Annotated in this window: 1 rRNA gene; it reads left to right on the forward strand. The window is 49.8% G+C overall.

What is annotated here, in order from left to right:
- Nucleotides 1–233: 233 nt before the first annotated feature.
- Nucleotides 234–3,136, forward strand: a 23S ribosomal RNA gene (locus HMPREF1505_RS07675).
- Nucleotides 3,137–3,463 lie beyond the last annotated feature (327 nt).

Raw genomic sequence — 3,463 nt, forward strand, 5'->3', positions numbered from 1 at the left:
TTATTCTCCACCACGCTGTTCTATGTTTCTGAGGCACTGCCTCTGAACACAGAGAGTAACAGCACAAGATCTTTGACATATTGACACAAGCAAGACTGTAATGTAGAACTATTCTTTCTATAATAGGAAGAATTAGAATTCTAATTATTGAAGAAAAAACTTCAAATTCTTTAGAATCACACAACAGCTGAAAGTATGAGCTACATTCTTTGTAAGTAATTACAAAGAAGGCGAAGAAAGTAAGAAAGGGCGCATGGCGGATGCCTTGGCTCACGGAGGCGATGAAGGACGTGATAAGCTGCGATAAGCCTTGGGTAGGTGCAAATAACCTTTGATCCAAGGATTTCCGAATGGGACAACCCAGCAGGTTGAAGACCTGTTATCACTACATTAGGTAGTGAGGCGAACGAAGGGAACTGAAACATCTTAGTACCTTTAGGAAGAGAAAATAAATAATGATTCCCCTAGTAGTGGCGAGCGAACGGGGAATAGCCCAAACCTGCTTTGTGGCAACGCTTAGCAGGGGTTGTAGGACCACGCTGTCGTACTTAGATTGTGAGAAGAATGTTCTGGAAAGAACAATCATAGAGGGTGATAATCCCGTATTCGAAGCATGACGAGACGTAGTGGTATCCTGAGTAACGCGGAACACGTGAAATTCTGCGCGAATCAGCCGGGACCATCCGGTAAGGCTAAATACTCCCGTGAGACCGATAGTGAACGAGTACTGTGAAGGAAAGGTGAAAAGCACTCCGATGAGGAGAGTGAAATAGTTCCTGAAACCATGCGCCTACAAGCGGTCGGAGCTGCGTAAGCGGTGACGGCGTGCCTTTTGCATAATGAACCTACGAGTTACCATGTCTGGCAAGGATAAGCGTCATGAGACGCGCATCCGCAGTGAAAGCGAGCCTGAATAGGGCGTCGAGTCAGATGGGGTAGACGCGAAACCAAGTGATCTACACTTGCCCAGGTTGAAGTCCGGGTAACACCGGATGGAGGACCGCACGGATAAGCGTTGAAAAGCTTCCCGATGAGGTGAGTGTAGGAGTGAAAGGCCAATCAAACTTGGAGATAGCTCGTACTCCCCGAAAGGCATTTAGGTGCCGCGTGCGACGATTTCCATAAGAGGTAGAGCGACCGATAGGTCAAGAGGGCTTCACCGCCTATCGAGACCTGACGAACTCCGAATGCTTATGGACTGCAGTCGTGCAGTAAGGGGGCGGGTGCTAAGGTCCGTCCCCGAGAGGAGAAGAATCCAGACCGCCGTCTAAGGTCCCGAAATTCTGTCTAAGTTAGTCTAACGAAGTCTGGTCCCCGTGACAGCTAGGATGTTGGCTTGGAAGCAGCCATTCATTCAAAGAGTGCGTAACAGCTCACTAGTCGAGGGTCCGGGCATGGATAATAATCGGGTATAAGTCAGATACCGAAGGCGCGGGATAGTAATGTATATTAAAAGTATCGGTAGGGGAGCATTCCATCGGCGTTGAATGGTGAGGGTAACCGATCCTGGAGCTTATGGAAAAGCAAATGTAGGTATAAGTAACGATAAAAAGGGTGAGATTCCCTTTCGCCGAAAGACCGAGGTTTCCCGGGCGATGCCAATCAGCCCGGGGTTAGTCGGGTCCTAAGTCTCAGCCGAACGGCGAAGGCGATGGCAGATGCGGTTAATATTCCGCAACTCGCATATACAGTGATGTGGAGACGGAGCAGTGACACTGCCGCGCCCTGACGGAATAGGGCGTTTAAGTGCGTAGGCTATGAGGAAGGCAGGCAAATCCACCTTCCGAGCTGAACCATGAAAGTACAGGTAATCCTTCGGGATAACTTGAGTGCAGGTAATCATACTTCCGAGAAAATCCGCTAAACTTAATGTATATGCGACCCGTACCGCAAACGGACACACGTGGTCGGGTAGAATATACTAAGGCGTTGAGAGATTCATGGTTAAGGAACTAGGCAAATTGACCCCGTAACTTCGGGATAAGGGGTCCTCATAGCAATATGAGGCGCAGAGAATCGGTCCAGGCAACTGTTTAACAAAAACACAGGGCTGTGCAAACTCGAAAGATGAAGTATACAGCCTGACACCTGCCCGGTGCCGGAAGGTTAAGAGGAGATGTCACCAGCAATGGGAAGCATTGAATTGAAGCCCCGGTAAACGGCGGCCGTAACTATAACGGTCCTAAGGTAGCGAAATTCCTTGTCGGGTAAGTTCCGACCTGCACGAATGGTGTAATGATCTGGACGCTGTCTCAACCATGAGCTCAGTGAAATTGTAGTATCGGTGAAGATGCCGATTACCCGCGATGGGACGAAAAGACCCCGTGAACCTTTACTACAGCTTAGCATTGACCTTGGTCATCCGATGTGTAGGATAGGCCGGAGGCTTCGAAGCGGGTGCGCCAGCATTCGTGGAGCCATCCTTGAAATACGGCCCTTTGGCTGTCTGAGGTCTAACGCGCAGTTTGCGCGGACACTGCTTGGTGGGTAGTTTGACTGGGGTGGTCGCCTCCAAAAGCGTAACGGAGGCTTCCAAAGGTGCCCTCGGGCCGATTGGTAACCGGCCTTATAGAGTGCAATGGCATAAGGGCGCTTGACTGGGAGGCAGACATGCCGAGCAGGCAGGAAACTGGGGCATAGTGATCCGGCGGACGTGTATGGAAACTCCGTCGCTCAAAGGATAAAAGGTACTCCGGGGATAACAGGCTGATCCCCCCCAAGAGCTCATATCGACGGGGTGGTTTGGCACCTCGATGTCGGCTCGTCACATCCTGGGGCTGGAGAAGGTCCCAAGGGTTGGGCTGTTCGCCCATTAAAGTGGCACGCGAGCTGGGTTCAGAACGTCGTGAGACAGTTCGGTCTCTATCTATCGTGGGCGTTGGAGTTTTGCGTGGTGCTGACACTAGTACGAGAGGACCGTGTTGGACAGACCTCCGGTTTACCAGTTGTGCCGCCAGGTGCACCGCTGGGTATCTGAGTCTGGATTGGATAAGCGCTGAAAGCATCTAAGTGCGAAGCCAGCCGCAAGATGAGAACTCCTCATAAGGGTCGTCATAGACGATGACGTTGATAGGGTGTAGGTGTAAAGACGGTGACGTCAAAGCCGAGCACTACTAATTGCCCGAAACTTTCTTCGGGTCTCCCGCCTCCAGAGTTTTGAGTGCGGGGACCAGTGACTCAGACTTTGAGCTGTGTATTCTTCTACGGGAAGAAGAAAAGTTCTATATGTTTTGCTTGTGGAAATATGTCACCTTATACGGCTGACAAGTCAGTAGACGAGTTGACAAGATAACGAGTAAACAAGTTATTAGTTCTATGGACAATGTTTAACAATGGATCTACTGATAAGATAACAGAAAGAAGACAAGGATAAAGACAAATAACTAGTCAACTTGTCAACTGTGAACTAGTCAACCGAGAGAAATATCAGGTGGTTATTGCGGCGGGGTCCCACCTCTTCCCA

The sequence above is a fragment of the Prevotella sp. ICM33 genome (assembly GCF_000517825.1).
In the GTDB taxonomy this organism is placed as follows: Bacteria; Bacteroidota; Bacteroidia; order Bacteroidales; family Bacteroidaceae; genus Prevotella; species Prevotella melaninogenica.